Source organism: Thermus kawarayensis JCM 12314, from assembly GCF_055393575.1.
On sequence record NZ_AP043756.1, the window covers coordinates 2,039,997 to 2,065,427 of the forward strand.

Annotated in this window: 27 protein-coding genes, 3 tRNA genes and 1 pseudogene; 23 read left to right on the plus strand and 8 right to left on the minus strand. The window is 68.2% G+C overall.

Annotation, left to right across the window (positions count from 1 at the left end):
• Nucleotides 1–5: 5 nt before the first annotated feature.
• The 3 genes from ACZ5RK_RS11080 to ACZ5RK_RS11090 are packed head-to-tail and all read left to right on the plus strand — an operon-like array spanning nucleotide 6 to nucleotide 2,680.
• Nucleotides 6–716, plus strand: a complete 711-nt coding sequence (locus tag ACZ5RK_RS11080; protein WP_464909208.1) for a (Fe-S)-binding protein — start codon at nucleotides 6–8, stop codon at nucleotides 714–716.
• Nucleotides 706–2,103 carry a LutB/LldF family L-lactate oxidation iron-sulfur protein gene (locus ACZ5RK_RS11085; protein ID WP_464909209.1) on the plus strand — a complete coding sequence of 466 codons (1,398 nt, stop codon included), beginning with the start codon at nucleotides 706–708 and terminating at the stop codon, nucleotides 2,101–2,103. The genes ACZ5RK_RS11080 and ACZ5RK_RS11085 overlap by 11 nt, the downstream gene beginning before the upstream one ends.
• Nucleotides 2,093–2,680, plus strand: coding sequence for a LutC/YkgG family protein (locus ACZ5RK_RS11090; protein WP_464909210.1), 588 nt, complete (start codon nucleotides 2,093–2,095; stop codon nucleotides 2,678–2,680). Before ACZ5RK_RS11085 ends, ACZ5RK_RS11090 begins: the two co-directional genes overlap by 11 nt.
• Here ACZ5RK_RS11090 and lepB read toward each other — a convergent pair.
• Nucleotides 2,649–3,455, minus strand: a complete 807-nt coding sequence (gene lepB / locus ACZ5RK_RS11095) for a signal peptidase I (RefSeq protein ID WP_464909211.1) — start codon at nucleotides 3,453–3,455, stop codon at nucleotides 2,649–2,651. The two genes, ACZ5RK_RS11090 and lepB, sit on opposite strands and share 32 nt — an antisense overlap.
• Nucleotides 3,452–4,204, minus strand: coding sequence for a patatin-like phospholipase family protein (locus tag ACZ5RK_RS11100; RefSeq protein WP_464909212.1), 753 nt, complete (start codon nucleotides 4,202–4,204; stop codon nucleotides 3,452–3,454). Before ACZ5RK_RS11100 ends, lepB begins: the two co-directional genes overlap by 4 nt.
• Nucleotides 4,205–4,252: 48 nt before the next feature.
• Here ACZ5RK_RS11100 and ACZ5RK_RS11105 point away from each other — a divergent pair, with 48 nt between their 5' ends.
• Both ACZ5RK_RS11105 and ACZ5RK_RS11110 read left to right on the plus strand, forming a co-directional pair.
• Nucleotides 4,253–5,026, plus strand: coding sequence for a serine/threonine-protein kinase (locus ACZ5RK_RS11105; protein WP_464909213.1), 774 nt, complete (start codon nucleotides 4,253–4,255; stop codon nucleotides 5,024–5,026).
• A 5-nt stretch (nucleotides 5,027–5,031) separates the two neighbouring features.
• Complete coding sequence (locus ACZ5RK_RS11110) at nucleotides 5,032–6,060, plus strand: hypothetical protein (protein ID WP_464909214.1); 1,029 nt, start codon at nucleotides 5,032–5,034, stop codon at nucleotides 6,058–6,060.
• On the opposite strand, the gene ACZ5RK_RS11115 is transcribed toward ACZ5RK_RS11110, so the two are convergent.
• The gene (locus ACZ5RK_RS11115) at nucleotides 6,057–7,148 is read right to left on the minus strand and encodes an N-acetylmuramoyl-L-alanine amidase (RefSeq protein ID WP_464909215.1); all 1,092 of its coding nucleotides are present in this window, start codon (nucleotides 7,146–7,148) and stop codon (nucleotides 6,057–6,059) included. The two genes, ACZ5RK_RS11110 and ACZ5RK_RS11115, sit on opposite strands and share 4 nt — an antisense overlap.
• Nucleotides 7,149–7,197: 49 nt before the next feature.
• Here ACZ5RK_RS11115 and ACZ5RK_RS11120 point away from each other — a divergent pair, with 49 nt between their 5' ends.
• Complete coding sequence (locus ACZ5RK_RS11120) at nucleotides 7,198–7,617, plus strand: OsmC family protein (RefSeq protein ID WP_464909216.1); 420 nt, start codon at nucleotides 7,198–7,200, stop codon at nucleotides 7,615–7,617.
• Nucleotides 7,618–8,376: a type III pantothenate kinase gene (locus tag ACZ5RK_RS11125; protein ID WP_464909217.1), complete on the plus strand. Its 759-nt coding sequence runs from the start codon at nucleotides 7,618–7,620 to the stop codon at nucleotides 8,374–8,376.
• Here the strand turns inward: ACZ5RK_RS11125 and ACZ5RK_RS11130 are convergent.
• Nucleotides 8,339–8,704, minus strand: a complete 366-nt coding sequence (locus ACZ5RK_RS11130; protein WP_464909218.1) for a hypothetical protein — start codon at nucleotides 8,702–8,704, stop codon at nucleotides 8,339–8,341. The genes ACZ5RK_RS11125 and ACZ5RK_RS11130 overlap by 38 nt on opposite strands.
• Before the next feature lie 65 nt (nucleotides 8,705–8,769).
• On the opposite strand from ACZ5RK_RS11130, the gene ACZ5RK_RS11135 reads away from it, so the two are divergent.
• From ACZ5RK_RS11135 to ACZ5RK_RS11165, 7 genes are all read left to right on the plus strand, one after another.
• Nucleotides 8,770–8,846: transfer RNA gene (locus ACZ5RK_RS11135), tRNA-Asp, on the plus strand.
• Between the two features lies 1 nt (nucleotide 8,847).
• Nucleotides 8,848–8,923 (plus strand) — tRNA-Phe (locus ACZ5RK_RS11140).
• An 83-nt stretch (nucleotides 8,924–9,006) separates the two neighbouring features.
• On the plus strand, nucleotides 9,007–10,686 hold the full coding sequence (locus ACZ5RK_RS11145) for a tetratricopeptide repeat protein (RefSeq protein WP_464909219.1): 1,680 nt from the start codon (nucleotides 9,007–9,009) through the stop codon (nucleotides 10,684–10,686).
• 98 nt (nucleotides 10,687–10,784) lie between these two features.
• The gene (locus ACZ5RK_RS11150) at nucleotides 10,785–12,104 is read left to right on the plus strand and encodes a S8 family peptidase (protein ID WP_464909220.1); all 1,320 of its coding nucleotides are present in this window, start codon (nucleotides 10,785–10,787) and stop codon (nucleotides 12,102–12,104) included.
• A 131-nt stretch (nucleotides 12,105–12,235) separates the two neighbouring features.
• A complete protein-coding gene (locus ACZ5RK_RS11155) occupies nucleotides 12,236–13,351 on the plus strand; it encodes a hypothetical protein (RefSeq protein ID WP_464909221.1) in 1,116 nt (371 codons plus the stop codon).
• Nucleotides 13,352–13,359: 8 nt separating this feature from the next.
• Nucleotides 13,360–14,124, plus strand: coding sequence for a LamG-like jellyroll fold domain-containing protein (locus tag ACZ5RK_RS11160; protein ID WP_054647426.1), 765 nt, complete (start codon nucleotides 13,360–13,362; stop codon nucleotides 14,122–14,124).
• Between the two features lie 172 nt (nucleotides 14,125–14,296).
• Nucleotides 14,297–15,382: an ArsR family transcriptional regulator gene (locus ACZ5RK_RS11165; RefSeq protein WP_464909222.1), complete on the plus strand. Its 1,086-nt coding sequence runs from the start codon at nucleotides 14,297–14,299 to the stop codon at nucleotides 15,380–15,382.
• A 104-nt stretch (nucleotides 15,383–15,486) separates the two neighbouring features.
• Here the strand turns inward: ACZ5RK_RS11165 and ACZ5RK_RS11170 are convergent.
• A tRNA-Val gene (locus ACZ5RK_RS11170) sits at nucleotides 15,487–15,561 on the minus strand.
• An 89-nt stretch (nucleotides 15,562–15,650) separates the two neighbouring features.
• Here ACZ5RK_RS11170 and ACZ5RK_RS11175 point away from each other — a divergent pair.
• From ACZ5RK_RS11175 to ACZ5RK_RS11190, 4 genes are read left to right on the plus strand one after another with little or no spacing between them, the layout of a single operon-like run.
• The gene (locus ACZ5RK_RS11175; protein ID WP_464909223.1) at nucleotides 15,651–16,328 is read left to right on the plus strand and encodes a response regulator transcription factor; all 678 of its coding nucleotides are present in this window, start codon (nucleotides 15,651–15,653) and stop codon (nucleotides 16,326–16,328) included.
• Complete coding sequence (locus tag ACZ5RK_RS11180) at nucleotides 16,325–17,224, plus strand: ATP-binding protein (RefSeq protein ID WP_464909224.1); 900 nt, start codon at nucleotides 16,325–16,327, stop codon at nucleotides 17,222–17,224. Before ACZ5RK_RS11175 ends, ACZ5RK_RS11180 begins: the two co-directional genes overlap by 4 nt.
• Before the next feature lie 14 nt (nucleotides 17,225–17,238).
• Complete coding sequence (phoU, locus tag ACZ5RK_RS11185) at nucleotides 17,239–17,901, plus strand: phosphate signaling complex protein PhoU (RefSeq protein ID WP_054647670.1); 663 nt, start codon at nucleotides 17,239–17,241, stop codon at nucleotides 17,899–17,901.
• Entirely contained in the window at nucleotides 17,901–18,308 is a 408-nt protein-coding gene (locus tag ACZ5RK_RS11190) for an iron chaperone (RefSeq protein ID WP_464909225.1), read from the plus strand. The genes phoU and ACZ5RK_RS11190 overlap by 1 nt, the downstream gene beginning before the upstream one ends.
• Nucleotides 18,309–18,451: 143 nt before the next feature.
• Here the strand turns inward: ACZ5RK_RS11190 and prfB are convergent.
• Nucleotides 18,452–19,550, minus strand: a protein-coding gene (prfB, locus tag ACZ5RK_RS11195) for a peptide chain release factor 2 (RefSeq protein WP_464909226.1) whose coding sequence is annotated in 2 segments (ribosomal slippage) — nucleotides 18,452–19,498 and nucleotides 19,500–19,550 — 1,098 coding nt in all. Because the reading frame shifts where the segments join, the coding sequence is not laid out codon by codon here.
• A gap of 80 nt (nucleotides 19,551–19,630) precedes the next feature.
• Here prfB and ACZ5RK_RS11200 point away from each other — a divergent pair.
• Nucleotides 19,631–20,074 carry a hypothetical protein gene (locus ACZ5RK_RS11200; RefSeq protein ID WP_464909227.1) on the plus strand — a complete coding sequence of 148 codons (444 nt, stop codon included), beginning with the start codon at nucleotides 19,631–19,633 and terminating at the stop codon, nucleotides 20,072–20,074.
• Nucleotides 20,075–20,137: 63 nt separating this feature from the next.
• On the opposite strand, the pseudogene murA reads toward ACZ5RK_RS11200, so the two are convergent.
• Nucleotides 20,138–21,440 (minus strand): annotated as a pseudogene (gene murA, locus ACZ5RK_RS11205) (UDP-N-acetylglucosamine 1-carboxyvinyltransferase).
• An 88-nt stretch (nucleotides 21,441–21,528) separates the two neighbouring features.
• Between murA and ACZ5RK_RS11210 the strand changes: the two are divergent.
• Genes ACZ5RK_RS11210 through meaB form a run of 4 tightly spaced genes read left to right on the plus strand, consistent with a single transcriptional unit; the run spans nucleotide 21,529 to nucleotide 24,928 of the window.
• Nucleotides 21,529–21,741: a hypothetical protein gene (locus tag ACZ5RK_RS11210; protein WP_054647904.1), complete on the plus strand. Its 213-nt coding sequence runs from the start codon at nucleotides 21,529–21,531 to the stop codon at nucleotides 21,739–21,741.
• Between the two features lies 1 nt (nucleotide 21,742).
• Nucleotides 21,743–23,560, plus strand: a complete 1,818-nt coding sequence (locus ACZ5RK_RS11215; protein WP_464909228.1) for a serine/threonine-protein kinase — start codon at nucleotides 21,743–21,745, stop codon at nucleotides 23,558–23,560.
• Between the two features lie 4 nt (nucleotides 23,561–23,564).
• Nucleotides 23,565–23,939: a RidA family protein gene (locus ACZ5RK_RS11220; protein ID WP_464909229.1), complete on the plus strand. Its 375-nt coding sequence runs from the start codon at nucleotides 23,565–23,567 to the stop codon at nucleotides 23,937–23,939.
• A 32-nt stretch (nucleotides 23,940–23,971) separates the two neighbouring features.
• The gene (meaB, locus tag ACZ5RK_RS11225; protein ID WP_464909230.1) at nucleotides 23,972–24,928 is read left to right on the plus strand and encodes a methylmalonyl Co-A mutase-associated GTPase MeaB; all 957 of its coding nucleotides are present in this window, start codon (nucleotides 23,972–23,974) and stop codon (nucleotides 24,926–24,928) included.
• On the opposite strand, the gene ACZ5RK_RS11230 is transcribed toward meaB, so the two are convergent.
• The gene (locus tag ACZ5RK_RS11230; protein WP_054647873.1) at nucleotides 24,887–25,345 is read right to left on the minus strand and encodes an NUDIX hydrolase; all 459 of its coding nucleotides are present in this window, start codon (nucleotides 25,343–25,345) and stop codon (nucleotides 24,887–24,889) included. The genes meaB and ACZ5RK_RS11230 overlap by 42 nt on opposite strands.
• Between the last annotated feature and the right edge of the window lie 86 nt (nucleotides 25,346–25,431).

Genomic DNA, 25,431 nt, shown 5'->3' on the forward strand with positions numbered 1-25,431 from the left:
GCCAAATGCGCGTGGCCCTCTTCATCACCTGCCTGGCGGACCAGTTCTACGCCGAGGCCGGCGTGGCGGCGGTGAGGCTCCTAAGGGCCCTGGGCGTGGAGGTGGACTTCCCGGAGGGCCAGACCTGCTGCGGCCAGCCCGCCTTTAACGCCGGCCACTGGGACGAGGCCCGCTTCCTGGCCAAGAGGACCCTGAGGGTCTTTGAGGAGGCGGAGTACGTGGTCCTGCCCTCGGGAAGCTGCGCCAGCATGGTCAAGAACCACTACCCAGAGCTCCTTCCCGGGAACAAGGAGGCCCTGGAGATGGCGGGAAAAACCTACGAGCTCTCCCAGTTTCTGGTGCGGGTCCTGGGGGTGGAGAAGCTGGGGGAGGGCCTCAAGGGGAAGAAGGTGGCCTACCACCACGGCTGCCACGCCCTGAGGGAGCTTGGGGTGAGGGAAGAACCTCTCCTCCTCCTCCAAAACGCCGGGGCGGAGCTCTCCCCCTGGGAGGCTTCGGAGGAGTGCTGCGGCTTCGGGGGGCTCTTCGCGGTGAAGCTCCCCGAGGTCTCCTTGGCCATGGCGGACCGGAAGCTTTCCACCCTACCCGAAGCCGAGGTCCTCACCTCCACGGACGCGGGCTGCCTCCTCCACCTCTCGGGGCGCCTGGGCAAGAAGGGCAAACCCCTCCGGGTGGCCCCCTTGGCCACCCTGCTCTGGGAGGCCTATGCGGGCTAAGGCGAAGCTCTACCCCAAGGAGGCGGCAAGGCTTTTAAGGGAAAAGCCCGGGGTGCGGGAGGCGGTCACCGGGGCCACCCTCCACTTTGAAAGGAACCGCCTCCGGGCCTACGCCGAGGTCCCCATAGAGGAGTGGCGGGAGAGGGCCAAGGCGGTGAAGGACCACGTCCTAAGCCACCTGGACCGCTACCTGGAACTCGCGGAAAAGCGCCTTCTGGAAAACGGGGTCCGGGTGCACTGGGCGGAAACCCCCGAGGACGCCCACCGGGTCCTCAGGGAGATCGTCCAAAGGCACGGGGTGAGGCGGGCGGTGAAGGCCAAGAGCATGCTCACCGAGGAGCTCGCCGTGAACCCCCTCCTGGAGTCCTTGGGGGTGGAGGTCTACGAGACCGACCTCGGGGAGTACCTGATCCAGCTTTTGGGCGAGCCCCCAAGCCACATCGTGGGGCCGGCCATCCACCTCTCCCTGGAGGAGATCCAAAGGCTCTTCCACGAGCGCCTCGGCACCCCTTTGGACGCTCCCCCCGAGGCCCTGGCCCAGGTGGCCCGGAAGGTGCTCCGGGAGGCCTTCCTCTCGGCCGGGCTCGGCATCAGCGGGGCCAACTTCCTGGTGGCCGAGACCGGCACCCTGGCCCTCATGGAGAACGAGGGGAACATAAGGCTTTCCACCTCCCTCCCCCGGGTGCACGTGGCCTTCGTGGGGATAGAGAAGCTCCTTCCCCGCTTTGCTGACCTCGCCCTCTTCCTCCCCCTCACCGCCCGGGCGGCCACGGGACAGCGCCTTTCCACCTTCGTCTCCCTCATCCAGGGCCCGGCCAAGGAGGGGGAGGAGGGCCCGGAGGAGGTGCACGTGGTCCTGGTGGACCATGGCCGCACCGCCCTCCTCCACGACCTCGAGGCCTGGGAGGTGCTCCGCTGCCTCCGCTGCGGGGCCTGCCTCAACGCCTGCCCCGTCTACCGCCAGACCGGGGGACACCCCTACGGCTACGTCTACTCCGGGCCCATCGGGGCGGTGCTGGACCCCGGCCTCCTCACCCTGGAGGAGGCCTACTCCCTCCCCTACGCCTCCACCCTCTGCGGGGCCTGCCTCGAGGCCTGCCCGGTGAAGATCCCCATCCCCAAGCTCCTCCTCACCTGGCGGCACCGGGCCGTGGCCGAGGGCCTCGCCCCCCCCTGGGAAAGGGCCGCCATGAAGGCCTTCCGCCAAGTGATGGAAAGCCCTGCCCTCTACCGCCTCTTCTCCAAGGGGCTAAGGGGCCTCCCCCTGCCCCAGGACCTCCTCCCTCTCCTCAAGGCCTGGACCGAGGGCAGGGGCCCTCTAAAGCCCAGCCCCAAGGCCTTCCACGAGCTCTGGAAGGAGCTAAAGGAGGTGCGGGATGGACGCTAGGACCAGGATCCTCGCCCGGGTAGAGCGGGCCCTCAAGGGGAGGCCCAGGGCCCTCCTCCCCGAGCACCCCCACACCCCCCTTCCCGAAGACCCCGTGGACCTCCTCCTCAAGCGCCTTCAGGAAAACGGGGCGGAGGCCCTTAGGCTTCCCCGGGAAGAGGCCAAAGCCTTTGCCCTAAGCCTGGCGCAGGGGCTTCCCGGGGCCGCCTTGGGCAAGACCCTTCCCGAAGACCTCAAGCCCCCCCTCCCCGGGCTTCCCCCCGAGGAGGCCCCCTTAGGCGTCTCCTACGCCCTCTTCGCCGTGGCGGAAACGGGAAGCGTGGCCCTATCCGGCGAGGACGGCCGAAAGGTCCAGCTCCTCCCCCCCACCCACCTGGTCTTCGTGGAGGAAAAGAGGGTGTACGGCACCCTCCTGGAGGCCCTGAAGGACCTCAGGGGCCTCCCCAGCGCCCTCGGCCTCCACTCCGGGCCTTCCAAGAGCGCCGACATCGGCCAGGTGATGGTGAAGGGGGTCCACGGGCCCGGGAGGCTGGTGGTGGCCGTGCTCACGGAAGCCGGTAGGCGGGAGGAGGGGTAAGCCTCCGCCAGTTGAGGCGCAAGCCTCCCTCGTCCCGCACGAAGACGGGCCACCAAACGAAGCTCGCCCGGCCGGCGATGGCCTCCTGGGGCACGGGGCCGAAGGTGCGGGAGTCCTCCGAACCCCCCAGGGTGCGGTTATCCCCCATGACGAAGTAGTAGCCCTTCTTCAGCTTGATGCGGCCCACCTCGCAGGACTCCTCCAGCCGGCTCCGGTCCAGCACCTCCTGGGAAGGCGGCAGGAGCATCTCCCTCAAGGGCTTCAGGTAGGCGGGCAGGAGGTCCACCGGGAAGTCCCCCTGCTGGGTGATGATCCGGGTCATGCGCCCCTCTTTGTAGCAGACCCCGGGATAGGAGTCGGGCCAGGGGGAGAGGTGGTCGGTGATGTGGGTTTCCGGGAGGGGCACGCCGTTCACGTGCACCACGCCCCGCTCTATATAGACCTCGTCCCCGGGCACGGCCACGATGCGCTTGATGAAAAAGGCGCGGAAGGAAAAGCCCAGGACGGGGAAACGGGCGGTGGCGTAGGGCGTGCCCTCGGGGGGCTTCAGGATGGCGATCTCCCCCCGCCGCCACTCCATGAGGCCAAAACGCACCAGCCAGGTCTCCCACTTGGGCACCAGGACCCTTTCCCCGTTTCTCAAGGTGGGGAACATGCTCTGCCCCACCACCCCCACGGTGGTGAAGACGAAGGTGGTGACCAGAAAGGCCACCAAAAGGGCCTCCCCCACCTGGCGGAACCACTCCTTGAACAGGTACTCCCAGAAGGCCTTCATACCCCTCCCACTTTAGCAAGGGCCGCCCGCGCCGCCTGGCGGCCCGCCTCCACGATCTCCTCCAGGCGGCGGAAGTCCTCTATGCCCACCCCCTGGAGGCCCGGCCGGACGTAGACCTCCGGGGCGTAGAGGGTGAGGCGCACGGAGGTGAGGTGGGCCTGCATCAGGTCCACCGCCCGCCGGGCCAGGGAAAGGAGGCCCCGGGGCACCCCCTCCACCGCCCTCTCCGGGGTCACGTCCACGGCGTAGACCTCCCCTGCCCCCAGGAGGCGGGCGGCGTCCACGGGCAGGTTGTCCAGCACCCCCCCGTCAAACAGAAACCGGCCCTCCCGCTCCACCGGGGCCAGAAGGCCGGGGTAGGCGGCCGAGGCCAGCACGGCGCTCGGCAGGTCCCCTTGGGTCAGGAAGACCAGCCTTCCCGAGACCACGTCCACGGCGGTCACCACCAGGGAGCGCTTGAGCCCCGCAAAGGTCCCGGGCAGGTGCTCGGCCAGAAAGTCCTTAAGCTTCCTGCGGGAGAAAAGCCCCTCCCTGGGGGAGAGGCCCAAAAGGCCCAGCCAGGGGGTCTTCCGGGCCAAGGCCAGCATCTCCGCCGGGCCTTTTCCCGCGGCGAAGAGGGCCCCCACGATGGCCCCCATGCTGGTGCCCGCCACCACCTGGAAGTCCAGGCCCGCTTCCAAAAAGACCTCCAGGGCCCCGATGTGGGCGAGACCCCGGGCCCCACCTCCGGAAAGCGCCAGGCCACGCACGGGAAAATCCTAACGGCTTCCAGGTGAAAGAGGTGAGGGGCGGGTATAGTGGAGGCGGTGAGCCTGGCGGGGAAGACCCTCCACGAGCGCTACCGGGTGGTGCGCCCTTTGGGCCGGGGGGCCCTGGCCACGGTCTACCTGGCCTTTGACCCCTTCGGCACCCCCTACGCCCTCAAGGTCTTCCCCAAGGGGGCCGAGGCCCGGCGGGACCGGGAGCTTTGGGTGGGAAAGAGGCTCTCCCACCCCAACCTCAACCCGGTGCTGGAGGCTTTGGATCTGGAGGAAGGCCCCGCCCTCCTCCTGGCCTACGCCCCGGGGGAGGAGATGGGCCGCTGGATGCTCCGCCGCCCGGAGCGCAGGAGGGCCCTCTTCGTCTTCCGGCAACTCCTAGAGGCCCTGGCCCACATGCACGAGAAGGGCCTGGTCCACCGGGACGTGAAGCCGGAGAACCTCATCGTGGCCGGCACCGACGAGGCGAGGCTTGTGGACTTTGACCTCTCGGGCCCCGCCTTGGAAACCTTCAAGCGCCCCCTGCGCCTGGGCACCCTGCCCTACCTGGCCCCCGAACAGGTTCTAGGGAAGAGCCCGGAGCCGGAGGCCAACGTCTACGCGGCCGGCATCATCCTCTACTGGATCCTCTCCGGCGAACACCCCTTTGTGGGAAGCCCCGAGGAGGTGCTCCTGGGCCACCTCCAAGGAGAGGTCCCCCCTCTGCCCCACCTCACCCCCGAGGAAGCGGCGTACATAGATCGGCTTCTGGCCAAAAACCCGAAAGCGCGCTTTCCCACCGCCAGAGAAGCCCTCGAGGCCTTCCCCTTTTAGCGCCCATGCCTTCCTGCCTCCTCCTTTCCACCCTCTTCGGCTCGGCCCTTTTCGCGGGCCTGGGTGGGGTGGCGGTGGGGCGGCTCCTGGTGGAAGGGGGGCACCGGGCCCTGGTGCTGGGCCCCGCAGGGACCTACCTCCTGGAGGGGGAGGCCAACTCCGCCCTCTACGGCCTGGCCCGAAGGCCCGGGGGGTACCTGGCGGTGGGCCACCTCGGGGAGCGCCTCCTCCGGGTAACCTTGGACGCCGAGGGCCGCCCCCTGGCGGCCCAGGCAGGAGGCCAGGGCATCCTCTGGGGAACCGACGGCCGCTTCGCCTGGGGGGGCCACCTGGGGCCCCAGGGCTGGCAGGTTCTGGTCCTCGAGGGGGAAAGGGCCCGCCGCCTCCCCCTGCCTGCGGAGGGGTACGCCTACGGCGGGCTTTACCGCGCGGGGGTCCTCTTCCTGGTGGGCCGCGTGGCCGGCCCCGGGGGGTTTGACGCCTTCTTCCTCGGCCTCAAAGGTGGCTTCGCCCAAGGCTACCAAAGCGGCTTCCCGGGGAACGACTACCTCCGCTTCCTGGGCGAGCGTGGCGCGGTGGGGCGCCTGGAGGTGGAAGGGGACTCGGAGGGCCTGCTTCTGGACTGGCCCGGCCTTCTCCAGGGGCAGGCCCACCTCTTGCGCCGCCCCGGCTTTGACTACCTAAGGGCCTGGCAGGGGGCATACCTGGTGGGGGAGGCGGAGGTGGCGGGCGTTCTCCAGGGCCTCTGGCTCGGGCCCCGGGGAGCCCGCTACGGGGGAGGCCCCGGGGCCTCCCTCCGGGCCTTGGACCCTCCCCGGGCTTACGGATACTCCTACCGGGCCCTCTTCCAGGGGGAAGGGCTCTTCTTGAACCTCGAGGCCGAAACGGGGGAGCCGCTCGCCTACCGCCCGGAACCCCTCTCCCTCCCCAAAAGGCCTTGGACCCTAAAAGCCTCGCCCCTTCCCCTCTCCTGGTACCCGGCCTCCTTCCGGGAGATCCCCCCGCCCGGCAGGAGGCCCTGCCCCAGGCCCTAGCGGGCGAAGGCCCCGTTGGCCAGGAAGCCGAGGATGCCGGCAAGGAGCCCCTGGGCCACCTTTTCCCGGTAGGCCACCTCCGCCAGGCGCCTGCCCTCCGCCGGGTGGTCCCCGAAGCCGATCTCCACCAGCACCGCCGGCACCTTGGCGTAGCGGAGGACGAAAAAGTCCCCAGGGAAACTCCCCCGGTAGGGGCTCCCCGTGGCCTGGGAAAGCTTCCGGCCCAGGGTTTCGGCGAGGCGCTGGCTGTAGCGCTGGTTGGCCTGGGCCACGATGTCGGAAAGGATGCGCTCGGCCACGCTCTTGGCCTCCTCGGTGAGCCGCTTGCCCAGCTCCCCGCCGCCGTTTTCCCGGATCACCTGGGCGAGGACCCGGGGGTCCTGGCTCCGGCCGAAGTAGTAGGCCTCCACCCCCTGGGCGGTGCGGGTGGGGGAGGCGTTCACGTGGATGGAGACGAAGAGGTTCACCCGGGAGCTGTCCGCCATGGAGGCCCTTCGGGAAAGGTCCTCCCGCTTGTCGGGGGAGAGGTGGGCGTCCTTGTCCCGGGTGAGGCGGACCTCAATCCCCTCTCCCTCCAAGAGGCGCTTGAGGCGGAGGGCCACGTCCAGGACCACCTCCTTTTCCACCACGTGCCCCACCATCCCCGGGTCCACCCCCCCGTGCCCCGGGTCCAGGAGGACCACGGGCTTGGGGGGTTTGGGGGCGCGGCTCACGGGCGGGGAGGGGGGAGGCGGGGGGGGATCCTTCGGCCCCTTCAGGCTCAGGTCCAGCACCAGGCGCTCGGGGTCGGCGTAGCGCTGGGCCTTCACCTCCACCGGGGCTTGGAGGCGCACCAAGACCCGCACCCCCCCCTTCTCGGGCACCACCTGGACCGAGGCCACCTCGGGGGAGTTCACCAGGAGGTCCTCGGGGGCCACGGTGAGGCCGGAAAGGAAGAGGGTGAGCAGGCCGCCTCCCTGCTCCAGGCGGTAGGCCACCCCGGCCGAGGGCAGGTCAAAGACCAGCCGGGTGAAGCCCTGGTGGACCCCCACCCGGGGGAAGGCCAGGGCCAGGCTCCATAGGAAAAGAAGGCTCCAAAGCCACCGCATTCAAGCCCCATTCTAGCGGCTTGGGTGAGGGCCTGGTAAAATCTGGCTCATGGCGAAGAAGGTAGTCCTTTACAACCTGGTGGGGCACCGCTTCCTTGGGGTCAACGAAAAGGGGGACAAGGTGATGATCGACGGGGACGAGCCTTCCACCGGTCCCCGTCCCATGGAACTCCTCCTCATGGCCCTGGGGGCCTGCACCGCCTACAACGTGGTGGACATCATGCGCAAGAAGAAGCAACCCCTGGCCCGCTACCGGGTGGAGGTGGAGGGGGTGCGGGCGGAGACCCACCCCAAGCGCTACACCCACATCACCGTCACCCACATCGCCTCGGGGCCGGGGGTGACCCTGGAGGCCCTGGAAAGGGCCGTCCACCTCTCCCACACCAAGTACTGCTCCGCCTCGGCCAACCTCAACGCCGAGATCACCACCCGGGTCATCCTCGAGCCCTGGGAGGAGGGGGAAGGCTAGATGCTCCTCGCGGTGGACATCGGCAACACCTCCACCGCCCTCGGGGTCTTTGAGGGGGAGAGGCTCGTGGCCCACTTCCGCATCCACACCGACCGGATGCGGATGGAAAGCGAGTACCGGGTGATCCTGAGAAACCTCTTCGCCTTGGAAGACCTCCCCTCCCCCAAGGCCGCCCTCCTCGCAAGCGTGGTCCCCCCGGTGGAGCGGGAGATGAAGGGGGCCATAGAAAGGCTCTTCGGCATCCGGGCCCGCATCGTGGACGCCGAGGCCACGGGGCTGGAGGTGGCCATAGACAACCCCAAGGAAGCCGGGGCCGACCGCCTGGTGAACGCCGTGGGAGCCCTGGCCTACCCGAGCCCCACGGGCCGTTACATCGTGGTGGACTTCGGCACCGCCACCACCTTTGACCTGGTGGAGGCGCCCAATCGCTACCTGGGCGGGGCCATCACCATCGGTCCCCAGACCGCCGCCGATGCCTTGGCCGCCCGCACCGCCAAGCTTCCCCGCATAGACCTGGTACCCCCTAAGCAAGCGGTGGGGAAGAACACCCTCGAGGCCCTCCGCTCGGGGCTCGTCCTGGGCTACGCCGCCTTGGTGGAAGGGATGGTGCGCCGCTTCAAGGAGGAGGTGGGAGAGGCCCTGGTCATCGCCACCGGGGGCTTCGCCGAGACCCTCAGGCCCATCTGCCCCTCCTTTGACGTGGTAGACGAGGACCTTACCCTCAAGGGGCTTCTTCGCATCCACCTGGCGCAAGGGTGAACCAGTAGACGTACCGCCCCTCCTCCCGCAGAAGGGCGTACCGCCACCCCTCCACCCGGTAGCACCCCAGGTCCCGCCAGCGCCCCGGGGCCTCCCTCAGGAATACCCGGAGGGGCGTGCCCTCCCGGTGGGCCAAAAGGAGCCTGAGGTTCCCGCCCAAGGCCTCCTGGTGGCCCCGCCTCCCCTCCCCCATGTAGAGGATGCGGCCCTCGGGCAGGAAGAGGTTCCGGTACCCCGACTCCCCCCGGTCCACCAGGAGGCTACGCCGCCCGATCCCCTTCCGGGTCCTGTGGTAGGCGAAGACCTCGCTCCAGGTCAAGCTTGACACCCGCCCTTCCCCCGGCTATCATCCTAGTTGCCCGGTCGGACGCCCCCGACCCGGCATAAATCTAAGGCCCCGTGGTGTAGTTGGTTAACACACCCGCCTGTCACGTGGGAGATCGCGGGTTCGAGTCCCGTCGGGGCCGCCACGCCGAGGTAGCTCAGTTGGTAGAGCATGCGACTGAAAATCGCAGTGTCGGCGGTTCGATTCCGCCCCTCGGCACCAAGCCACCCCCGCCCTAAGGCGGGGGGCCGGTTTTAACCCCACGGCGGTGGGCCAGGACGGAAGCCCCCGGATATACTAGAAGGGTGCTCCGAACCCTAGGGGGGCTTCTTCTAGAAGGATCTTCCTTTGGGAAGAGGAAGCCCCTCTTGCTCCTAACCTACTTGGCCCTGGAAGGACCAAAGGGGCGCCGCCATTTGCAAGAACTTTTTTGGCCTCGAGCCCAAGACGCCTCCAACAGCCTTTCTGTAGCCCTCTCCCAGCTTAAGCAGGCCGGAGTAGAGGTCCAAGGGAAAGAGATTCTGAGGACCGGGGTGGCCTGCGATGCCGTTCTCTTGAAGTCGGCCCTAGAAAAAGGGCAGCTGGAGGAGGCCCGGGCCCTTTATCGGGGCCGGTTTTTGGAGGGGGCCGACGATGGGTTAGGGGAGGAGCTGGAGGAGTGGGTCTGGTCCACCCGGGAAGCCCTAGCGGAAGCCCTGCTGTCAGCCCACCGCAGGGAGGCGGAAAAGTACCTGGCCTTGGGTCTGGTAGAGGAGGGGCAGGCGCTCTTGAGAACCGCCCTCGCCCTCCCCGGGGTGGCAGAGGATGTTCCCCAGGAGCCCCCAAGAAGGGCGGAACTTCCGGAAAGGGTACGCCGGGCCTTCTACGCCGTGGTCTGGGCCGGTCCCACCCGGGCGGCGGAGCTTCTGGGTGTGGAACCCTCAGACCTGGAGCTCCTTTGGCAGAAGGGCCTCCTGGACGCCCAGGGGCAACCCACCTTGAGGCCCCCCTTGACCCTCGAGGCCCGCAAGGTGGCCCTGGAGCTGGCCAGAAAGCTTCCGCTCTCCGAGGGGGTGTCCCTGTACCGGGCGGCCCTGCCCCTTTGGGAGCCCGAGGACCAGGCACGGGGGCGCAAGGCCCTGCTAGGCCAGGCTCGCCTTCAGGTAGAGGATAATCCGAAGGAGGCCCTGGAGTGCCTGGAAGCCCTCAACCCCGACTCCGAGGTTCTTCTCCTGCGAGCGCGGGCCCTGGAGCGGCTCGGGCGGTACCGGGAGGCCCACGAGCTACTGGACCAACTCCCAGACAGCCCGGAAGCCAGGGCTCTAAGAGGCGTCCTCTGCTTTCGTATGGGGAAACGGGAAGAGGCCAGGCAGCACGCAGAAAGGGCCCTTTCCGGGGAAGCCTATAGCCAGGGGGAGGGGTGGAACCTCCTGGGCCTCCTCCTCATGGGGGAGGGGCGCTTTTTTGAAGCCACAGAAGCCTTCAGCCGGGCTGCGGTGCGCTTTCTGGTGGCCGGGGAAAGGACTCGCCACCTAGGGGCCTTGAGCAACCGGGCCGTGGCCCTGGCCGAACTCGGCCAGGGGGAGGAAGCGCTCCAGGAGGTGATGCGGGCTACAGAAGGCTATCCTTTGCTGAAAGCCCGCCTCCTCCTAAACCTCGGGGTGGTAAAGGAGCGGAAGGGGGCGTGGAGGGAGGCGGAAGCCCTTTACCGGGAAGCTCTGAACCTGGCACAGGGCCTTGGCAACCTGGAGGCCATGGGCCGGGCCTGGAACAACCTAGGGGCCCTTTACCACCGGCAAGGGCGTCAGGAGTTGGCAGCCGAGGCCTATGAAAGGGCCTTGGATCTGGCCCAGACCGCCAAAGAACACCTTCTCCTGGCGGCCGTCTTGGCCAACCGGGCCGAGCTTCTCGGGGAAAGGGCCTCCCTCGAGGAGGCCATCCGGGTCCTGGAAGAAGCGGGGCACCACGCCCTGGCCGCCCGCTACCGTGACCGGCTCCGGGAGTGAGCGTTCAGGGTCCGTTCATACCCTCCCTCTTAGCCTGTTTCCATGCCCGTAAGCGTCTGGGATCTTGATGGGCACTCCTTCCCTGCGGAGGTCAAACCATGAAGAAGCTTCTTTGGTTAGCCCTCGGCCTGCTGCTTTTAGGGGCCTGCAACCCCGGTCCCGCCAGCGTACACCTTTTCCCCTCCAGGGCCATGGTGGGGGAAGAGGTAACCGCCACCCTGAGGGGAGCGAGCCCGGAGGGAGCCAAGGTAGAGGTGGAGGGGACACAGGCAGAAGTGGTGCGGATCCAGGGAAACACCCTGGTCTTCCGGGTCCCCGCGGTGCCGGGCGGCCCCCGACAGGTGCGGTTCCTCACCTCCCGCGGGGTCCTGGAATCCACCCTGGGGGTCTTAGGCCAGGTGGACCCAGGGCGCATCCTCCTACGCCTGCCCCTGGGCCAAAGGCCCAGGCTTCCCCAGGGTTTCACCCTCCTGGCCCTGGAGGACCTCTCGGGTTGTGGCTTCGCTCTGGCCGAGCTGGGTTATGACGGCAGGGCCCTGGGGCAGGCCTTGGAGGAGCTGGAAGCCCAGGACCCGGACTACAAGGCCGATCCGGAAAGCCTCTGGAGCTTTGATAGCTGGGGAGCGGAAGCCATAGGCGCTCCGGCCGCCTGGGAACGGGGGCTATCTGGCCGGGGGGTCCAGGTGGCCGTGCTGGACACGGGGGTGGACCCGGCTTTTCCCCAGCTTCCCGGCTATGACTTTGTGGAAAACGACACCGTGCCCCAGGACGCCTTCCCCGGCGGCCACGGCACCGGGGCGGCGGGCCTGGTGAAGGAGGTGGCCCCAGAGGCCCAGATCGTCCCGGTACGGGTCTGCGAGGGGAACGGGGTCTGCCGCGCCAGCCGGGTGGTGCGGGGGGTGTGCTGGGTGGTACAGCACCGCCAGGGTCCCACGGTCCTCAACCTGAGCCTGGGGGGCGACACCCCGGTAGAGGCCCTGAAGCTCTCCCTGCAAGCCGCCCTGGGCCAGGGCATCCCGGTGGCCGCCGCCGCGGGCAACCAGGGAAACCAGGGAAGCCCGGCCCACTACCCTGCCGCCTTTGATCTGCCCGGGCTGGTGGCGGTGGGGGCGCTGGAACAGAATCCCACCCAGGGCGGGCTCAGGCCGGCGCCCTACAGCACCCGCGGGGCTTACGTGGATCTGGCCGCGCCGGGCACCAACCTGGAGTGCGTGACTCCCGGGGGTGGCCAAGGCACCTGCACCGGCACCTCCTTCGCCACCCCTCTGGTGGCCGGGGCCATGGCCCTTTGGCTTTCGGTCCAGCCGAACCTCACCCCTGCCCAGCTCCAGGGGAATCTGGAGCAGCACGCCAGGCCCCTGCCCTTTTCCCCGCAAGAGGTGGGCAAGGGGATGGTGGACCTTTCCCAGAAGCCCTGAGGCCCCTCCCTCCTTCCACCCCCGCCCGGTGCGGGGGTTTTTCGGTTCAAGGGATGTTCAGGGAGAATTAATCCCCCCTTTGCTACCCTGCCGCTCGAGGTCCCAACAGAAGACCTCAAAGGAGGAGGAAGATGCGTAAACCCTGGCTTTTAGGAACCCTCAGCCTTCTAGTGGCCCTGCTGGCGGGCTGCGGCGGGCAGACCGGTCCCGCTCCTCTGGGGGGGATGCCCCAGGCCGAGGACGACCTCCGCATGGCGGTGTTGCCTTTGGCTGAGGAAGGCGAGCGGCGCTTTAGCGACCTGATACCTGCCCGCCTGACTCCCCAGGCCGAGCTTACCCGGGCCATCACCGTGGTACAGGACACCGAGGGTCTCAGCCTGATCGTCTCGCCCAAGGGGTGGCAACCCTCACAAGACCCGAATAGCCTAACCAGCCGCCCATTGGCCCTGACCATCCGGTGTACCAGCGATGGCCGTCGTTGCGCTGTTTGGCTGGGAGGACTTAGTGGTGACGAGCAGCAGGGGTACCGGATGACCTGGTACGGGGGCAAGGACGGAAATGGGCGGCGACTCTCCCGTTCGGTCCCTGCAGGCATAGGGTGGGGCGGACCGTGCCCACCAGACCAACCACTTTTCAGCTGGAAGAAATGGGGGGCAGTCTACGTTTTTGATGGATGCTGGTACTTTAACCCATTGCGAATCGCCCACATCACCGCCCCTTTCCCCTCCGACCTGGACGGAGAGCTCTTGAACAGCACCTTGGACACCACTCCTTTCGCGGAGCGCCTTCGTCAGGCCTGCTGCGGCCTGCCCAAGCCCTTTGAAGTGGAATGGCCCCCGGCCGTCCTGCTCCGGGAGGACGTGGCCGTGGCCTTCTTGCCTTACCAGAACCCCAAGCTCCGCCAGGCCCGCTCCATTGAAGAGCTGGTTGGGGAGCCCCTGGGTATCGCCTATTGGCGCACCCCGGGCAGCGGGGCCAAGCTGACCAAGGCCGACGCCGCCCGGATCATGGAAGTCAAGCTCGTGGGGGAGGAACCCAACTACGGCTTAGTAGCCACCAACCTCAGCAACCCCGCAGACGTGGTCCGCTTCAAAGTGGGGGAGGTGGGATGGGCCGATATCGAGTGCCCTCCCTGTCAGAGCCTTCCGGTTTACCTCGGCATCGAGGACCGCCTCCAGGCCCCTCCGGTGCTGCACTTGCAGGTGGGACCTTTAGAGCTGCGAGGCATTGAAAAGTACGTCCGCTGAGGTGACCCATGGTTCGCTATACCCTCTGGCTCATTTCAGCTCTAGCCTTTTTCTTGGCCTCCTGCAGCGGCCCCAATCAGGCCTGCACCACGCCCATCTGCCCGGTGGCCCACTGGCCCCTGAACGAGGCCCCAGGAGCCACCCAGGTCCAGGATCTGGTGGCGAACCCCATCTTCAACACCGGCACGCCCAAGCCCGCTCCTGTGGCGGCCTGGCCCGGCTTCTCCGGGCCCAGCACGGTTAATGGGCAATCGGGCGGGGCCTTCTACTTCCCGGGCAATGGGAACACCTGGGTGGAGGTGCCCTCCACGCCCGACCTCAACCTCTCCTACGGGAGTCTCTACCTGGAGGCCTACGTGGCCCCGGTGCAGTGCGGGGCCGGGGCGTACTATCCCGTCCTGGACAAGTGGGACCAGACTAGCGGAAACGGGTACACCTTGTACCTGGAGGGCGTGAGCCCGGGGCAGGTGCGGGTGGCCTTTAGGCTGGGTGGGGGAACTTTTACCTCCACCCAGACCTTTTCCGCCAACTTCCAGCCTCCCTCCACGGGCACATGGACCAAGGTGGCGGTCAAGGTGGACGGGACGAGCGGCGCCTTCTACGTGAACGGCGCCCCGGCCGGCGCCTTCACCGCCCCCGCCGGAAGCACCAGTAACGCCCTGCCCCTCTGGATCGGGGCCCTGCACACGGCCCCCACGGGCCTCTACCACTGCGAGATCGCCCTGGACGAGCTGAAGGTGGGCACGGTGAACCCCATCTTCAGCGGCCAGTAAGGGGGAAACCGTGAAATGCGCTTGGCTTTTCTTCCCTTTCCTGCTGCTCCTCGCCGCATGCGGGGGGGGCAGCATCCAGACCCTGAACGTGACCCTGGTGGATGGAATCGCAGAACCCCTTCAGCCCCTGGCTGCGGCCTGGCGGATAGGCCCTCCTCCGTCCTCCTCGGGCATGCCCTGGAACGCCCTGCCCACGGGCCAGTCCAGCTGGTCTCTCCCCATCCCCTCAGGGGCCCGCTTCCAGGTGGCCTTCCGCTGCCCCAGCGTAAGCGGGACCGATTTCTACGTGAGCCTAGACCTGATGCGAAGCGAAGTGGGAACCAACCTGCTGGTGCGCTGCCCTGTGGCCTACGCCAGCTCCCCGGCAACGGTGAGCGGGAACGTCTCCCCGCCTCTCGGTTCGGGGACCGCCTTCTCGGCCTGGGGAGCGGCGAGCTTCACAGGGGGAAGCTTCGCCGGCCTCACCGCCCCCACGGGACCGGGACGGGAGGTGGCGGTCTTCGGGGATAGCGGGGGCACACCCTACTTCGGCCGCACCGGCCCCGTCACCATCCCACCCCTTGCAGTTTCCGTCCCCGTAAGCCCCACGGGTACCTTCAACCTCACCACCCCGACCGGTTTCTTCTCTTACGCCGGCCTCGTCCTCTCCACCTTCGTACCGGTGGACCTGGTCCCTCCGAACTGGACGGGCACGGGAAGTCCCCAGCCCGTGTCCCGGCCCGGTTCCCTCTTCGGCGGGGACCTCTTCCAGTTCTGGACCTGCCACGGCTTTAGCTGCGCCCTCCTGCGCAAGGACGCCAACGACCCCTTGGTGGCGCCGGGAGCCTCCCTCAGCCTCTCCGTGCCTCCTTTAAGCCTCTCCGGCAACCAGAGCCACACCCCAAGCGCCCTGCCCACCTTTAGCAACATCGCCTCGGGAGGGTTTAGTCCAAGTCTCAGCTTCCTTGGCTACGCCTTTTTCCTGGGGGAACCTGGGGTGCGCTACTGGCAGCATTTCCTGAGCGCTGGGGCCCTGGGCAGCGCCACGGGCTACTACGTGGACGTGGAGCAGGCCCCGGGCCTCGCCGGGGTGGTGCCCACACCGGGAAGCAGCGTCCAGCTCCGAGCCACCGCCTTTGCCGGAGACCAGCCCCTAAGCACCCTCCTCGCCGCCCGGCCCATCCCAAAGGAGACCTTTCCCGGACACACCCTCTTCCTGGACCGGATGTGGCCCGTGCGCCTCGAGGCCGCCCTCCTACAGAGCACCTTCACCTGGTAGCAAAGGATTTCTCTCCAAAAACTCCCCTCCAACAGGGCCTTTCAGCGGTGAGATAAAGGGCCAAGCCCTCGGGACGAATCCCGAGGGCTTGGTGCCTCTAACGCTGGTGGGCGGCGTAGGACTTGAACCTACGACCTCTCGCGTGTGAGGCGAGCGCTCTTCCGCTGAGCTAGCCGCCCCAGCCTCTAGAAGGGTAGCACGGGGCCTTAAGGCCTGTCAAGCAAGTTTCTTGACCAGGACCTGACAGAAGCCGGTCTAGACTAAAGGCGTGGCCACGGTACTCCTGGTAGAGGATGAGCCCGCGGTACGTTTAGGGGTGCGCCTTGCCCTGGAACGGGCGGGCTACAGGGTCCTCGAGGCCGCCCTGGCCCAGGAGGCCTGGAATCTCCTCAAAGAGGCCGAGGTGGTGGTCCTGGACTGGATGCTCCCCGACGAGCCGGGGACCCGCCTCTTGGAGAGGATGCGCCAGGGGCCTTACCCCCATCTCCCCGTCCTCATGCTCACCGCCCGGGCCGAGGTGCGGGACCGGGTGGAGGGGCTTTCCCGGGGAGCGGACGATTACCTGGTCAAGCCCTTCGCCACCGAGGAGCTCCTGGCCCGCCTCGAGGCCCTCCTGCGCCGGGCGGGCAAGCGCAAGGTCCTCAAAAGGGGGCCCCTCCTCCTGGACCTGGAGCGCATGGAGGCGAGCCTGGAAGGGCGGCCCCTTTCCCTCACCCGGCGGGAGTTTGAACTCCTGGCCTTTCTGGCAAGCCGCCCAGGCCGGGTCTACACCCGGGAGGAGCTTTTGGAGGCCGTGTGGGGCCAGGACTTCATGGGCACCCCCAGGACCGTGGACCAGCACGTCCTCCAGCTGCGGGAAAAGCTCGGGGAAGACCCCAAGGCCCCCCGCTTCCTGGAGACGGTGCGGGGGGTAGGGTACCGGTTCAAGGAGGCGGGCGAAGGGTGAGGGGCGAGGAAACGCTGGCCCACGCCTGGGAGGAAGCCCTGGAGGGCCTTGTCCTCCACGAGAACCGCCAGGTGGTTTACCTCAACCCCAAGGCCGCCCAGCTCCTCGGGGTGAACCGGGAAAAGGTGGTGGGCCGCCCCCTTCTTCTGGCCCTACGGGACCACCGCCTCGAGGCCCTGGCCCTCCACGGGGGGGAGAGGCTTTTGGAGGTGCGGGGCCTTTGGCTACGGGCCAGGGCCCTGCCGGGAAGGCTTTACCTCCTGGACGAAACCGAGGGGCAGAGGCGCCTCCAGGCCCTGGAGGAGGCCACCCAGACCCTGGCCCACGAGCTCCGCACCCCCCTTTCCGGCATGGGCCCCCTCCTGGAGGTGCTCACCCCAAAGACCCCTCAGGAAAAGGAGGTCCTGGCCCTCCTCAAGGCCGAGGTGGCCCGCCTCGCCCGCCTGGTGGAGGCCCTCTCCCCTATCCGGCCCGGCCCCAAGCGGCCCGTGGCCTTGGCCGAGCTTTGGCCAAGGCTGGAAGGCCTCCTCCAGGAGAGGCTTAAAGGAAGAGCGGTGGAGGTTTCCCTCCCCCACACCCTTACCACCCACCCGGAAAGCCTCCTGCAGATCCTCCTCAACCTCCTGGACAACGCCCTCAAATACGGCCAAGACCCTATCCGCCTTCTCTCCCGGGAAGAAGAGGGCAAAGTCTATATTGAGGTGCAGGACGCAGGCCCTCCCCTCCCCGAGTACGAGGCCCTCTTCCTCCCGGGAAGGCGGGGAAACGTGGGGGTGGGGGGGCAGGGGCTGGGCCTCTACCTGGTACGCCGCCTGGCCCGGGCCCTGGGAGGCGAGGCCTACGCCAGGCGGGAAGGGGGGGCCAACGTTTTCGGGGTACGCCTTCCCCTAGACTGAAGGAAGGAGGCAGCATGCGCGAAGCCTTGGACAAAGCCCTAAACGAGCTCCTGGAGGAAACCCTGCGGATGCTCTCCTTGGTGCGCCAGATGACCCAGGAGGCCACCCAGGCCCTGGTGGAGGGCAACCGGGCCCTGGCCGAAGGGGTGGTCGCCCGGGACAAGGAGGTGGACGCCCTGGAGCTCAAGGTGGAAAACCAGGCCATCACCATCATCGCCCGGCACCAGCCCGTGGCCACGGACCTCCGCCTCATCTTCACCGTCATCAAGGCCCTCACCGATCTGGAGCGGGCCGGGGACTACGCGATGCACGTGGCCGAAGACGCCCTCCTCCTCTCCCAGGAGCCTCCCTTGAAGCGCTACGTCACCCTTCCCGAGATGGGCCGCAGGCTCCTGGAGATGATGGACACCCTGAGCAAGGCCGTGGCGGAACGGGACCCCGGGCTCGCCCGCCAGGTCCTCAGCATGGACGACCAGGTGGACGCCCTCTACGAGGAGGTGAGCCGGGAACTCATCACCTACATGATGGAGGACCCCCGCACCATCACCAAGGCCCTCACCCTGATGCGGGTGGCCCGGAGCTACGAGCGCCTGGGGGACCACCTGGAGAACGTCGCCGAAAGGGTCATCTACTGGCTCACCGGGGAGGTGTACAAGGCCCCGGAGGACGTCTACTAATGGAACGGGCCAAACTCACCCCCGAGGAGAAAGCGGCCCTCGAGGCGCGTCTTCAAGAGAGCGAGAGGGCCCAAGGAGAGGAAGCGGTCCTGGCCCAGGTGAAGACGTGGCCCGAGCCCGACCGCTCGCTCTTCCTAGAGCTCCACGCCCTAGTCCGGACCGAAGCCCCAGCGCTCACGCCGAGGCTCTGGTACGGGATGCCTGCCTATGCCGAGAAGGGCCGGGTCCTTTGCTTCTTCCAACCCGCCCACAAGTTCAAAACCCGCTACGCCACCTTGGGGTTCACTGACCACGCCCGGCTGGACGAGGGCCATTTTTGGCCCGTGGCCTTTGCCCTCAGCTGGCTCACCCCAGAGGAAGCGGCAAGGATACGGGCGCTCTTGCGCCGGGCCCTGGGCGGGGAGTAGTACCACCCCATGCTGGCTTGCGCCAGCATGGGGCCCCGGTAAAAGGTCCCTAGGCAGGCTCCCGAGCCGGTAGGGCGAAGGAAACAGGGAGAAAGGGTATAAAGCGCGGCCCGAACAAACTGGACCCGGTAGGGTTTCGCGGTTTACTCCGCCTCCACTTCCGCTGCCCCCTGGCGGCGGCCCGCCTTCCACTCCAGCCCGGCCCAGATGAAGTCCAAAAGGTCCCCGTCCAGGACGTTCTGCGGGTCAAAGCGCATGAGGCCCGTGCGGTGGTCCTTGACGTACTGCTTGTCCAGGACGTAGCTACGGATCTGGCTTCCCCACTCAATGGGCCGGACCTCTCCCCGGAGCTTCTGAAGCTCTTCCTGCTTCTTCTTCCACTCCAGCTCAAAAAGCCTGGAGCGAAGGACCTTCATGGCCAGCTCTTTGTTCTTGATCTGGCTCCGCGTGGTCTGGCAGGTGACGGTGATGCCCGTGGGCAGGTGGACGATGCGCACCGCCGAGTCCGTGGTGTTCACCCCCTGACCCCCGTGGCCCTGGGAGCGGAAGACGTCCACGCGCAGGTCCTCGGGCCGGATCACCACCTCCACGGTATCGTCCACCTCGGGCATGACCTCCACCCCGGCGAAGGAGGTGTGGCGGCGGCCCGAGGCGTCAAAGGGGGAAGGGCGCACCAGGCGGTGGACCCCGGCCTCCGGGGAGAGGAGGCCGTAGGCGTTCTCCCCCTTGACGAGGATCTGGGCGTAGTCAATGCCCGCCTCGGCCCCCGGGGTGAGGTCCACCACCTCCACCTGGAAGCCCTGGCGCTCGGCGAAGCGGGTGTACATGCGGAGAAGCATCTCCGCCCAGTCGCAGGCCTCCGTCCCTCCGGCCCCGGGCTGGATGGTGAGGATGGCGTTCTTCTCGGCGTGGGGAAAGGAAAGGAGGGTCTGGTGGTAAAGCTCGTCCAGCTTCCTGGCAGCCTCCTCCAGCTCGGGCCTAAGCTCCTCCCGTTCCTCGGCGGGAAGTTCCTCCCAAAGCTCCAACAACCCCTGGAGGTCGCCTTCCAGGGAGCGGAAGGTCTCCACGGTGCGCCGGAGGCGGGCGGCCTCCTGGCTCACCTTGCGGGCCTCCTCCGGGCTCTGCCAGAGGGAAGGGTCCTCGAGGCGCCGCTCCAGCTCTTTTAGACGGGTTTCCTTTTGGGGGATGTCAAAGATACCCCCTTAGGCCTTCCAGGCGTTGGGCGAGGCGTTCCAGGTCCATACCTCCACCAGGATAGCAGGTTGCGAAGAGAAGCGCAAGGTGTCTTGATATAAGGAGACTCAGTATTTTATAGTGAGAGTATGAACGTGAAGCGGTGGGCGCAAGCGCTTAGGGAGGAGTACCCCCAGGGCCTTCTGGGGGAACGGGAGGCCTTGGTGAACCTTCTGGTAGGGAAGGGGCTTTCCCACGCCGAGGCGGCGGGGGTGGCCCGGGCCCTGGAAGCCCAGGGCTACGCCCATTTCCTCCCTGGGGAGAGGCCCCGCTGGTTCTTCAGCCCCCGCGCCTTTGACCTGAAAGCCTTGATGCGGGCCTTGGATCAGGAGTTCCCGGAGTTCGTGGGCGAAGGGGAAGAAGAGGAGGAGGCCCTGGAGTTCCTAGCCGCCCGCCTGGGGGACCGGGAGGTGGCCCGGGAGGTGCTGGAGGCCACGCGGGCCGCGGGGTACGTGGAGCGGGTCTACAGCCCCGAACTCGCCCGGGACCGCCTCTTCTTCCGCTTCCCCGAGGCGCTCCGCCTCTTGGGCTGAGCGCCCCAGGGCGGCTTTCGCCGCAGCGGGGACTCCCAGGTCCCCAAGGTGCGGGCCCGTAGCTCAGTCGGCGGCCAGGGCCACGGGGCTTTCCCGGAGGTGCGCCTGCGCTCCCAGGGCCTGGAGCCGCTCCACCAGGTCCTCATACCCCCGCTCCAGGAAATAGACCCCCTCAATCTCCGAGACCCCCTCGGCGCTCAAGGCCGCCACCACCAGCCCGCCCCCGGCTCGGATGTCCAGGGCCTTGACCTGGGCCCCGTGCAGGCGCTTGCCGTGGATAAGGAGGGTGCGGTCCTTCAGGTAAAGCTCCGCCCCCATGCGGGCCAGCTCCCCCACGTGGGTGAAGCGGTCGGGGTAGACCCGGTCGGTCACGGTGCTCTGCCCGGGCACCGTGGCCAGGTAGGCGGTGACGATGGGCTGGAGGTCCGTGGGGAAGCCCGGGTACTCCCGAGCCTCCACCTGGAGGGGAAGGGGGTTAGAGGTGGCGGTGAAGCGCACCCAGTCCGCCCCCACCTCGAGGCGGTGCCCCGACCCTTGAAGTTTATCCAAGAGGGCGTCCAGGTGATCGGGGCGGACCCCGGTGAGGGTGAGGCTTCCCCGGGTGGCCGCCGCCGCCAGGAGGTAGGTGCCGGCCTCTATGCGGTCTGGGATGATGCGGTAGGTGCCCCCGCCCAGGGGCTTCGCCCCCCGCACGCTGAAGCACCGCCCCGCCCAGACCCCGCACCTCCACCCCCAGCATCTCCAAGAAGTGCCCCAGGTCCTCAATCTCCGGCTCCATGGCCGCCTGGATCAAGGTGGCCTCCCCTCCTAGGGCCACGGCCAGCATGGCCTGCTCGGTGCCCCCCACGGTGGGCAGGTCAAAGACCACCCGGCCCGAGAGGGGGCGGGTCCTGCGGGCGTAGAACTGGCCCCCTTCCTCCTCCACCACCTCAGCCCCCAGGGCCTTTAGGGCCTTGATGTGCTGGTCCACGGGCCTGGCGCCGAAGGCGCACCCCCCGGGCAGGGAGATCCTGGCCTCCCCCACCCGGGCGAGAAGCGCCCCCCAGACGATGAAGCTGGCCCGCATCTGCCCCACCAGCTCGTAGGGGGCGTGGGAGGTGCGGATCTCCGGCGTGTGCAGGTGCAGGGTCCGCCCCTCCCAGAGGTAGCGGGTGCCCAGGTGGGCCAGAAGCTCCAGCATCACTTCCACGTCGCGGAGCCTGGGCACCTCCAGGAGGGTGATGGGCTCCTCGGTAAGGAGGCTTGCCGCCAGGATGGGGAGAGCGGCGTTCTTGGCGGGGTAGATGCGGATCTCCCCAGAAAGGGGCACCCCCCCTTCCACGTACAGGATCCTGCGGCCTCCCTTTCCCGGGTCTGGGTGCGTCATACACACCTTACTCAAGGTGAGCATAAAACGCAAAAAACACATTGTCAAGCCAATGGGCCTTCTGCTACACTAAGCCCCAAGGGGCGGTATGCCGAAGAAGGAGAAGAAGCGGCTACAGGTGGTCATCTCTGAGGAGCAGGACGCCCTCCTCACCCGGGCCGCCTACGCCCTTTCCAGCCCCGAGCGCCTGGTGTCCAAGTCGGAGGTGGTGCGCCTGGCCATCGCCAAAATCGTCCAGGAGCTGGAGGGCAACAAGGAGGAGCTGGCCGAACTCCTGAAGCGCCTGGAGCCGGAAGAATAGAATGGCCCACGTGGTCCTGGGCGGGCGGTACCGCCTCGAGGCCCCCCTGGGCTCCGGGGGCATGGCCGAGGTCTGGCGGGCGGTGGACGAGCGCCTGGGGCGCAAGGTGGCGGTGAAGCTCCTCCACCCCCGCGCCCTTCCCCCGGAGCGGGAGCGCTTCTTGCTGGAGGTCCGGGCCCTCTCCCGCCTCTTCCACCCCGGCATCGTCCAGGTGCTGGACCTGGGGGAGGAGGAGGGCAGGCCCTACTTCGTCATGGAGCTGGTGGAGGGGGGGAGTTTTGACCGCCTGGGCCCCTTTGAGGAGGGCCCGGAGGGGGAGCGCATCCTGCAGGCGGCCCAGGAGGTGATGGAGGCCCTGGCCCACCTCCACGCCCAGGGCATCCTCCACCGGGACCTCACCCCCAAAAACATCCTCCTCACCAAGGAAGGCCACCCCAAGGTGATGGACTTCGGTCTGGCCTATCTCTTGCAGGAAAGCCGCCACCTCACCCGCACCGGCTACACCCTGGGCACCCCCACCTACATGGCCCCCGAGCAGGCCAAAGGCCTCCCCCTCACACCCAAGGCCGACCTCTACAGCTTTGGGGCCGTGCTCTACCGGACCCTTACCGGCAAACCCCCCTTTGAGGGGGAGAACGACCAGGCGGTCCTGTTCCAGCATGTTTACGAGCCTCCCAAACCCCCCGAAACCTCCAACCCCGCCCTGCCCAAGGGGGTCAGCGAGGCGGTCCTCGCCCTCCTGGCCAAGCACCCCGAGGAGCGCCCCTCCCACCCCGCCCTCTTCCAAGGCGTCCTGGAGGACTTCCGGGCCCTCCGCCTGGCCACCCCCCGGGCCGGGGCCAGCCGATCGGGCCACTACTCCCTGGCCCCCGAGCCCAGGCGCCTCTCCCTCAAGGCCAGGCTGGACCTGGGCGGAGAGGCAGCCTGGCCGGGAGAGATGGTCTACGCCGGGGGGCGGGTATACCTGGGGGTGGGGAAAAACCTGGCCGAGGTGGACCTCCTCACGGGGGAGGTGCGCTACCAGCGCCTTCCCGAGGAGGCCTCGTCCCCCCCGGTGGTGCGGGGCGGGATCTACGTGGGAAGCTGGGACGGCAAGGTGCGCCGCTTCCGGGGCCGGGCGCTGGAGTGGACGGCGGAAACCGGGGCCGAAATCACCGCAAGCCCCCTGGTGCTCGGGGACTGGGTTTACGTGGCGAGCCGGGACGGTACCCTCTACGCCTACCAAAAGGACCAGCCCCGCTTCCGCTTCCACGCCGGGGGGCACTTTTCCACCAGCCCCACCTTTTACCGCGGCCTCCTCTTCGCGGGCTCCGAGGACGGGTGGCTCTACGCCCTGGACCCCAAGGAAGGCACCCTGCGCTACAAGGTCCAGACCGGCCCCATTCACGCCCCGGTGGCCGCCCACCGGGGGATGCTCTTCATCCCCACCTGGCCCGGGGAGGTCTACGCCTTTGACCCCCTGACCCGGGAGACCCTTTGGAACGTGGAGCTGGGGGAGGAGCTTTGGGGGGGGCTCGCCCTGGACGAGGCCCGGGTCTACGTGGCCGCCTGGGACGGGGTTCTTAGGGCCCTGGACCAGGCCACGGGGGAGGAGGTGTGGAGCCTCGAGGTGGGGAAGGTCACCGCCGGGCTCAGCTACGCGGCCGGGCACCTCTTCCTGGCCACCGAGGAGGGACGCTTCCTGGCCGTGGACCGGAGGGGCCAGGTGGTCTTTGAGGCCACGGGCCTGGGCCCGGTCCAGGTGCCTCCCCTGCCCCTGCCCCAGGAGGTGCTGGTGGTCAACCTCTCCGGGCAGCTTTACCGCTTTGGCGTAGGATGAGGCCATGGAAGCCGTCCACACCCCCCACGCTCCCCAGGCCATCGGCCCCTATTCCCAGGCGGTGCGGGCCGGGGGGTTTCTCTTCGTCTCCGGCCAGATTCCCCTCACCCCGGAGGGAACCCTGGTGGAAGGGGACATCCGGGCCCAGACGGAGCGGGTGATGGAAAACCTCAAGGCCATCCTGGAAGCGGCGGGTTCCGGCCTCCACCGGGTGGTGCAGACCACCTGCTTCCTCGCCGACATGGAGGACTTCCCCGCCTTCAACGAGGTCTACGCCCGGTACTTCTCCCCTCCCTACCCCGCCCGGGCCACGGTGGCCGTGAAGGCCCTGCCCCGGGGGGCGCGGGTGGAGGTGGCCTGCGTAGCCCTGGCGGAATAAAGCGCCCCTGCCGAAAAGCGTAGAATGGCGGCATGGCGGAGGTGTGGACCAGCCAGGCCGAGGACCTGGAGCGCCGCTTTCGGCAGGGGGATGTCCGGGCCCTGGCCCGGGCCCTGACCCTGGTGGAGTCGGGCCACTTCCTGGGCCAGGCCCTCCTCAAGCGGGTGCGAGGCCAGGGCCGGGCCAAGGTGGTGGGGGTGACGGGAAGCCCGGGGGCCGGGAAGAGCACCCTCACGGACCGCCTCATCCTGGAGGCCAGGAAGCGGGGAGAACGGGTGGGGGTGCTGGCCGTGGACCCTTCCAGCCCCTTCACGGGGGGGGCCATCCTGGGGGACCGGATCCGCATGATGCGCCACCATCAAGACGCCGGGGTCTACATCCGCTCCCTGGCCTCCAGGGGGGCCTTGGGAGGCTTGGCCGGGGCCACGGTGGCCGCCCTGAACCTCCTGGAGGCCTTTGGCTTTGACCGCATCTTCGTGGAAACCGTGGGCGTGGGGCAGAGCGAGGTGGACATCGCCCGGGTGGCCGACACCACCCTCCTCGTCCTCACCCCGGCGGCCGGGGACGCCGTGCAGGCCTTCAAGGCCGGGGTCATGGAGATCGCCGACCTCTTCGCCGTGAACAAGTTTGACCTGCCCGGCGGGGAAAGGCTGATCCAGGAGCTGAAGAGCGCTCTGGAGCTCTCCCCGCCCCGCCCCGGGGGCTGGCGCCCCCCCATCTACCCCACGGTGGCCGCCACGGGCCAGGGGGTGGAGGAGCTTTTCGCGGGCCTCGAGGCCCACCACCGCCACCTTCTGGAGCACGGGCTCCTCGAGGCCCACCGCCTGGAACGGGCCCGCTTTGAAGTGGAAAGCGTGATCCAGGAGTGGGGGCGACGCAAAACCCAAAGCGCCGGGGAGCTGGTGGCCGCCGTGGCCCGGGGGGAAATCTCCCCTGAGGAGGCCGCCCTAAACCTTCTTCGCCCGGAAGCGGAGGAGGGCCCTCCGTAGCATCTCCCGCTCGTTGGGGTAGGAAAGGCGCTCCAAGGCCTCGGAAACCGGCAGGAAGTAGGCGGCCTCCACCTCGGAGAGCTGGGGCCTGGGCCCGCCCCCGCGGTAGGCCATGAGGAAGTAGTGGACCTCCTTGCTCACGGTCACAGGCTCCTCCCCTTCCCGGACGGTAAAGTAGTAGCGCACCTTGCCCAAGGGGGAAAGCACCGCCGCCTCCACCCCCGTCTCCTCCCGCACCTCCCTCGAGGCGGTTTCCGGATAGCGCTCACCGGGCTCCACCTGCCCTTTGGGAAGGGTAACCACCCGTCCCCCCTTCAAGGAAACCACCAGCACCTCGGGAGGGTCCCCCCGCAGGACCACGCCCCCTGCGGAGACCACCCGCTTCCTGGCCCCTGGCACCCGCCGCTTCCTGCGCACGTTTCCCCCATCTTTAGGCAAAAAAAAGAGGCGCCCGAAGGCGCCCCCAAGGGATCTGGAAAAGGGGAGAGCGCAAGGCCTTCAGC